The 5,844-nt window shown below is 32.8% G+C and carries 7 protein-coding genes and 1 other RNA gene; 5 read left to right on the top strand and 3 right to left on the bottom strand.

What is annotated here, in order from left to right:
- The 3 genes from HMPREF9402_RS12260 to HMPREF9402_RS12250 all read right to left on the bottom strand — a co-directional run.
- Window positions 1–646: deoxynucleoside kinase (locus HMPREF9402_RS12260; protein ID WP_009607491.1), on the bottom strand; the 646-nt coding region annotated here is incomplete at its 3' end.
- Window positions 647–648: 2 nt separating this feature from the next.
- A complete protein-coding gene (locus HMPREF9402_RS12255) occupies window positions 649–1,284 on the bottom strand; it encodes a deoxynucleoside kinase (protein WP_006785794.1) in 636 nt (211 codons plus the stop codon).
- Between the two features lie 39 nt (window positions 1,285–1,323).
- Window positions 1,324–1,536, bottom strand: coding sequence for a heavy-metal-associated domain-containing protein (locus tag HMPREF9402_RS12250; protein WP_006785793.1), 213 nt, complete (start codon window positions 1,534–1,536; stop codon window positions 1,324–1,326).
- A 171-nt stretch (window positions 1,537–1,707) separates the two neighbouring features.
- Between HMPREF9402_RS12250 and tadA the strand changes: the two genes are divergently transcribed.
- The 5 genes from tadA to HMPREF9402_RS12230 all read left to right on the top strand — a co-directional run bounded on the left by tadA (window position 1,708) and on the right by HMPREF9402_RS12230 (window position 5,625).
- Entirely contained in the window at window positions 1,708–2,196 is a 489-nt protein-coding gene (tadA, locus tag HMPREF9402_RS12245) for a tRNA adenosine(34) deaminase TadA (protein WP_006785792.1), read from the top strand.
- A 32-nt stretch (window positions 2,197–2,228) separates the two neighbouring features.
- Window positions 2,229–2,324, top strand: an RNA gene (gene ffs, locus HMPREF9402_RS14025) — signal recognition particle sRNA small type.
- Window positions 2,325–2,419: 95 nt separating this feature from the next.
- A complete protein-coding gene (locus tag HMPREF9402_RS12240) occupies window positions 2,420–3,112 on the top strand; it encodes a response regulator transcription factor (RefSeq protein WP_009607494.1) in 693 nt (230 codons plus the stop codon).
- Window positions 3,105–4,439, top strand: a complete 1,335-nt coding sequence (locus HMPREF9402_RS12235) for a sensor histidine kinase (RefSeq protein WP_009607497.1) — start codon at window positions 3,105–3,107, stop codon at window positions 4,437–4,439. Before HMPREF9402_RS12240 ends, HMPREF9402_RS12235 begins: the two co-directional genes overlap by 8 nt.
- 268 nt (window positions 4,440–4,707) lie before the next feature.
- Window positions 4,708–5,625 (top strand): substrate-binding domain-containing protein, encoded by a 918-nt coding sequence (locus HMPREF9402_RS12230; protein WP_006785789.1) that lies wholly within the window; start codon window positions 4,708–4,710, stop codon window positions 5,623–5,625.
- Window positions 5,626–5,844 lie beyond the last annotated feature (219 nt).

The raw sequence follows: 5,844 nt of genomic DNA, 5'->3' as shown, positions 1-5,844 counted from the left end.
TTAATACTCTTCCGATTTTTGCTAGGATGTAGTCGATTGATTTTTCGTCGTTTACGAGGTCGTATTCATTAATATTTAGACGAAGGACTGGTGCGGATGTAAAGTTTTCAATCCAGTCTTCGTAACGACGGTGTAGGTTGTACCAATATTCAACAGGTGTATCGATTTCCATTTGGCGTCCACGTGTTCCAATACGTCCTACAATTTCATCGATATCTCCTTCAAGGTAAATAATTAAATTAGGATGAGGAAAGTACGGAGTCATCACCATAGCGTTAAATAATGAGTTATAAGTATCGAAATCTTCCTTACTCATACTCCCATTATCGTAATTCATTTGAGCAAAAATTGCAGTATCTTCATAAATTGAACGGTCCTGAATAAATCCACCACCGTATTGAAACATTCTTTTTTGTTCCTTAAAACGCTCTGCTAAAAAATAAATTTGTAAGTGGAAAGACCAACGATTAAAATCTTGGTAATACTTTTCAAGATAAGGGTTTCCATCTACCTTTTCAAAAGAAGTTCTAAAATCTAGAGTTTCTGCTAATTTTTTTGTTAACGTTGATTTACCAACTCCAACAGTTCCTGCAATCGTAATAATCGCATCGCGTGGAATTCCGTATTTTTCACATGCCTCGTACATTCTTAATCCTCCTGACCAATCATTTCATCGATTTTCTTGATAACTTGTTGTAAGTGCTTTGGATTATTTACATAATCAAGCTCATCACCATTCAGTTCAATAACCTTAATTTCCTCATGATTTTCTTTTAACAATGCTGTATATTCATGATAAGAATCGATTAAAGTCTGAAGATAATTGGGATCAATATTTTGTTCAAAATGACGGTTTCTCATTTTAATACGCTTCATAATCGTTTCAAGCGTCGCATTTACAATAATAATAACATTTGGCTTAGGAAGATCTTCCTCTAGAATATGATAAATTTTTTGATACTTATTAAAATTATTAACGTCGAGCGTCATCTTACTAAAAATCACATTTTTAAATAAATGATAATCAGATACAACAGATTTCTGATTATCTAAAAAATCTTTTTGAATATCTGTTAACTGTTTATAACGATTCGTTAAGAAAAACATTTCTGTTTGAAATGCCCAAGAATCAATATCATCATAAAATTTATCTAAAAAAGGATTTTCATAAACAATTTCTTTTAAAAGATGATAATTATAATGCTTTGAAAGTAAGGTCGCTAAAGAGGTTTTCCCAATTCCGATAGGACCTTCAATGGCTATAAAATAAGGTTTGTTCTTCATATCTGTCACTCCTGCTACGATAAAAAAAAGAAGTTCGAATTATCGAACTGTGTATCCTAAACGATTAAATGCATCTAAAATATATTTTGGCGAACCGATACTATCGTTGTAACGAACTGATACTAGTTTAAGAGAAAGATTAATATCTAATTTTTCAACCCCATCTAAATTTGTTTCAAAATAACTCTCGATTTTTTTAACATCCTCATCCGTTTTTAAATTTTCAACGTTAATCATGAACGTTTTAACCATCATCCTCACCTCAGACTTTCTTAAGATTTAGTCTTGATAACAGTAATATTTTATCATAGAATAGATGAGAATCATTCATTTTTGTACGAAAAAATTTAATGACTTTGATTAAAGATTATCTAAAGAGAATAAAGTCGTTAAGAAAAGAATAAACTAACAAGGTGGTGACTTATGAAGCACATAACATATATGCAAGCAGCAATAGAAGAAGCTAAAAAAGCGCAAAACCTTGGTGAAGTTCCTATTGGAGCTGTTATCGTCAAAGATGGAGAAATCATCGCTAGAGGTTATAACTTGCGAGAAACAAGTCAACTTTCAAATGCCCATGCTGAAATGATTGCTATTGCAAAGGCTAATGAAATGGTTGGTTCCTGGCGTCTTGAAGATTGTACACTATATGTTACACTTGAACCTTGTCCAATGTGTGCAGGTGCAATCGTACAATCGCGAATTCCAACCGTGGTATTCGGAGCCCATGATCCTAAAGGTGGATGCTGCGGAACTATTTATAATTTACTTGATGAGTCGAAATTTAATCATCGTTGTGAGCTAGTATCCGGTGTTTTAGAAGAAGAATGTGGACAACTTTTGTCAGATTTTTTCAGAAATTTACGCCAGAAAAAAAAGCAGCAGCGTGTTGACAATGAGACTTCAAATTGATATACTAAATGTGTATCAATTGAAACTCTCTTTTGGTACCCTTATTCAATAGGACGTTGTGAACCAGGTCAGGACAGGAATGTAGCAGCCTTAAGCAATTAGTTTTATGTGGGTAAGGGTACCAAAGGGGAGTTTTTTTTATTCCTTAACAGAATTTTAACAAACCCAAAGATTTAAATATGATAAAATGAGCATAATTAGATGGTTTTGGAGGGTTGAATACATGAGCAAGAGAATATTGGTTGTTGAGGATGAGTTTTCTATTCAACGAATTTTACAATACGATTTAACACAATCAGGTTTTTTAGTTGACTTAGCTAGTGATGGTGAGGAAGGATTAAAAAAGGCGCTGGTTAATGATTATGATGTCATTTTACTCGATATCATGTTGCCTAAAAAAGATGGATTTGCAGTTTGTAAAGAGTTACGAGCCCAAAATATTTCAACGTACATCGTCATGCTTTCAGCACGTGATGATGAATTGGACCGTGTATCAGGACTTGATTTTGGAGCAGATGATTATATGACAAAACCATTCTCATCAAGAGAAGTGGTTTCAAAAATTAAAGCCATTATTCGCCGTAAAGAAGTCTTATCTAGTGAAAAAAATAAAAATTATTTAGGATACGGAAGTATTAAATTAGATAATAGTCGCTTTGAAGTATTAGTAAATGGGCAAGTTATCGATTTTACGTTGAAAGAATATGAATTGTTAGAGTTTTTAATTCAACATAAAGGGCAAGCCATGTCTCGGGATGTGTTACTTGATCGCCTATGGGGATTTGAATACGATGGGGATACGCGAATCGTTGACGTTCACATTTTTAAGATTCGTGAAAAATTAAAAGATTATGGAATTAAAATTAAAACGATTCGTGGAATTGGCTATATGCTAGAGGATGAAGTCCATGATTAGTAGTCGCCACGAATTACTGGCCCTCTTCATTGTTTTTATTACCTTACTCATAGTTAATGTTCATAGTGAACCAAGTTTTCCAGTGACAGTTGTTTTTTTATTAGTGCTATTGATCCTAATGTTTATGCAATATCGCCGAGCTATGAAATATTTAGAGCAACTAAGAAAATATGATAAAGTAGCTGAAAGTATTCAGTCTCAAAAAAAATGGAGTATGGTTGCGCCTCTTGTGATTGAACAGCAAGAGGTTTTAGGAATTAAATATAATAAGTTGATGCGATTTATTCAACAACAGGAATATCGAAATCGTCGAAATATGCAAATTATTAGTATTATTACAAATAGCATTGAGGATCCGATGGTTATTTTAAACATTAGTGGTGAACTTGAGTATGCCAATAATCGATTCAAAAAATGGGTTGATTTATCCGCATTAAAAACTGTTTCGTTTAATGAAGTTAAACAACCAGAACTTCGTAAAGTATTAGAAGATGCATTAATTTGTGAAACAACACGAAAAAAAACATTAGAAATTGATCAAAAATTTTATATTTCTACTGCTAATCCAATTTACAACGAACATGATGATTTTAATGGATCGGTTATTATTTTTCATGATATTACTGATCTTCAAAAATATCAAAATCTTCAAAAAGAATTTTTCGGAAATGTTTCTCATGAATTAAAAACTCCAATTAGTGCAATTAAGGGATGTACAGAAATTCTATTAAATGGAGCGAAAAATGACCCGGCGGTATTAGATGAATTTTTAACGATGATTTCAGATGAGAATAATCGAATGGAACAACTTGTTAAAGATTTATTATTGATTAATCGATATGAATTTGATCAGATTAAAATGAAAACTGAAGTATTTTGTTTAAATGAATTGTTGACCGATTGTATTGTTCAACCTTTAAATGTTGCGAAGTTAAAACACCAAAAAATTAAACTTGAAGCACCGGAGCAATATCAAATAGAAGGAGATTACATTCAACTTAAACATTGTTTTCTTAATTTGTTAACAAATGCTATTCATTATTCAGGTGAAAATACAACGATTACCGTTAAAGCCAAAGCAGTAGGGGAATATTATCAAATTCAAGTTATTGATCAAGGCATCGGGATTCCAAGCGCAGATTTACCTCATATTTTTGAACGATTTTATCGTGTGGATAGAGCAAGATCTCGTCATACAGGGGGGACTGGACTTGGATTATCGATTGTTCAGTCTATTATTGAAGCACATAAAGGCCGTATAATGGTTAACAGTGAACTAAATGTAGGAACAACATTTACCGTTTCTTTACCTAAGAAAAAGAAGTAGTTTAAAATAAACTACTTCTTTTTTTATGCATGAAGAACATGGTTAGATACAGAATAAAACTAGATAATCCCTTGTAATTGAGATAGATTTTTAAAAATCTTAGCAGGACCAAGAATGACTAATTAAAAAATATATACCAGACTTCTGTTTCTACATTAGTTAATTTTATCTTAACCGTTTCTTAACAGAAAATTAATATTTCTAAAACAGATTTATATTACAATAACAACATAAGGAAACAGATTTAAAAAATGGAGGAATGAACATAATGAAGAAATTAATGTCTATTATGGCGGCGGCAGCTTTAACTTTTTCACTAGCTGCATGTGGATCAAAAACTGAAACATCAGAACAGCCGCAAACATCAACAGAAGGTTCTAATACTGAAACAACAAGCCTAGGTGTCATCGATGTTGTGAGCCGTGAAGAAGGTTCAGGGACTCGTAGTGCATTCGAAGAAATTATCGGATTTAACGTAGACGGTGAAGATCCAATGACTAGTAATGCAACAATCAAAGATGGAAACGGTGTAGTTGCAACATATGTAGCTGGAAACGAATCAGCAATCGGATACGTATCATTCGTAACATTAGAAGAAAAAGCATCAGAATTAAAAGGATTAACAGTTGATGGAGTTGAACCAACAGCTGCCAATGTATTAGAAGGAACTTACGGTGTGTCTCGTCCATTTATGATGGTATATAAGGATGAAAACCTAACAGATGTTGAACGTGCATTCATCGACTTCTTAGCTTCAAAAGATGGATTAGAAGTCTTAGAGTCAACGGGAACAATTGTTGATACTGCCAATGCAGAAGATTTTGATATGTCTAAATATGATAACTTAACAGGAAATATGACATTAGGTGGATCAACCTCAACTGAAAAAGCAGTAAAAGCTGCAGCGGATGAATTCACAGCATTATTCCCAAAAGTAACTTACACTTATGATGGAACAGGATCTGGAACAGGTGTTAAAAATGCACAAGATGGAACTTACACATTAGGATTCGCATCTCGTGAATTAAAAGAATCAGAAATCGAAAGTGGTTTAGCATACTCAACATTATGTATGGATGGAATCGCAGTTGTTGTTAATAAAGAAAACTCAACAAACGATATCACACTAGAACAAATTCGAGAAGTATACACAGGAAAAATTACTGACTGGAATGAAGTAAAATAACAACAAAAAAACGAGACAACGAGAGTCTCGCTTTTTTTATGCTTTTAAATAGATATAAATTTAATGAAAAGAAATACTTGTATTTTTAGTATCAAAACAATTGTAAATCCATTTAGGTAACGTATCTTTATCGAGCAGCTCCTCTATGAAATTCGATAAAGTTGATTGGAGCCCAGACCACTCCTATCACTTTCTCTTCATTTCTACGATGAGCTAAGT

It is taken from the genome of Turicibacter sp. HGF1, from assembly GCF_000191865.1.
Lineage (GTDB): Bacteria > Bacillota_I > Bacilli_A > MOL361 > Turicibacteraceae > Turicibacter > Turicibacter sanguinis.
Note: the sequence above shows the minus strand (reverse complement) of the source record. Positions and strands in the feature narration are given on the sequence as shown.

What these genes read in the sequence shown, in the direction of transcription:
- HMPREF9402_RS12255 (WP_006785794.1), bottom strand. Translation starts at nt 1,284, where the DNA reads ATGAAGAACAAACCTTATTTTATAGCCATTGAAGGTCCTATCGGAATT.
- HMPREF9402_RS12250 (WP_006785793.1), bottom strand. Translation starts at nt 1,536, where the DNA reads ATGGTTAAAACGTTCATGATTAACGTTGAAAATTTAAAAACGGATGAG.
- tadA (WP_006785792.1), top strand. Translation starts at nt 1,708, where the DNA reads ATGAAGCACATAACATATATGCAAGCAGCAATAGAAGAAGCTAAAAAA.
- HMPREF9402_RS12240 (WP_009607494.1), top strand. Translation starts at nt 2,420, where the DNA reads ATGAGCAAGAGAATATTGGTTGTTGAGGATGAGTTTTCTATTCAACGA.
- HMPREF9402_RS12235 (WP_009607497.1), top strand. Translation starts at nt 3,105, where the DNA reads ATGATTAGTAGTCGCCACGAATTACTGGCCCTCTTCATTGTTTTTATT.
- HMPREF9402_RS12230 (WP_006785789.1), top strand. Translation starts at nt 4,708, where the DNA reads ATGAAGAAATTAATGTCTATTATGGCGGCGGCAGCTTTAACTTTTTCA.